Here is a 1,033-nt window from a genome sequence, read left to right as displayed (position 1 = left end):
TGAGGTTTCAGCACTTCACCGGGCGATGATCGAGCGAGCCAAGGATCTCGATTCGTTCAACGCCGAGCTGCAGCTTAAACCTACATCGCAAAACGACAGTACCACGAGCGAGTTGTGGGATCTGCAATCAGACGAGGTTGCCGGGCGAACCAGACCGCTACAGCGAAACGAGATGCCTGATCGTGGCGAGATCATTACCGGCTTCATCGACGTCCAGCAGACGTTTTTGTCCTACACAGTGATGGCGTTCGATCTTCGTGGCCGCGGTTACGTGATGGACTACGGGACGTTCCCCGAGCAGCCAACCCGCTATTACCAGAAAGGAAACGTCACCAACACGCTGAAAGATGAGTTCGGAGATTTGCCACTGGCTGATTTGATCACGTCCGGGCTGGATGAGCTGGTGGGCGATCTGATGGCACGGGAGTTCATCCGTGATCAACGCGTGTTTTCGATCGACAAACTCGGCATCGACAACCGTTTTGCATTGGTGGCCAACGACATTCGTTCGTTCGTGCTGGAATCGACGCACAAAAGCCGGCTCGTTCCACAGCTGGGGCATTTCATCGGCGTTAACAGCCGTGCATGGCAGAAGCTATCAGGCGGCAAGGTGCGACGCACTCGGGGCGTGAACGTAGCTTACCGGGATCCACCGAAGGGCATTAAGGGCGTTCAAGAGTTGCACGTTGATACGAACTATTGGAAATGCCAACTCGCATCCGGTCTGTCCGTACCGATGACGTCGCAGACGGCCATCAGCCTGTACGAGGACGCTCCACAAAACCATCTGTTGCTTGGTGAACACTGCGAATCAGAGCAGCCGTTTTGGGAAGAAAACAAGAACGGAGACAAGTTGATCGTTTGGAAAGCTGGAAGTCAGCCTTGCGAGAACGAAAAATGGGACGAGATGACAGGTTGCATGGCACTGGCATCAACGCTTGGCGTTTTCGCCAAGTCAAAGAAGACGAACACCGGGCAGTCCGGTGGCAAGAAGAAACGTGGGAGCCGGGCCTACAACATGAATTTGAATCTG

At 54.4% G+C, this 1,033-nt stretch carries 1 protein-coding gene; it reads left to right on the top strand.

Annotation, left to right across the window (positions count from 1 at the left end; all coding sequences use genetic code 11):
* Positions 1 to 1,033, top strand: a 1,033-nt coding sequence (locus RMSM_RS19845) for a terminase gpA endonuclease subunit (protein WP_144057795.1), incomplete at both ends; no start/stop codon positions are given.

The organism is Rhodopirellula maiorica SM1 (assembly GCF_000346295.1).
Lineage (GTDB): Bacteria > Planctomycetota > Planctomycetia > Pirellulales > Pirellulaceae > Novipirellula > Novipirellula maiorica.
The sequence above is the reverse complement of the archived record's forward strand: the minus strand, read 5'-3'. Positions and strand labels throughout refer to the sequence as shown.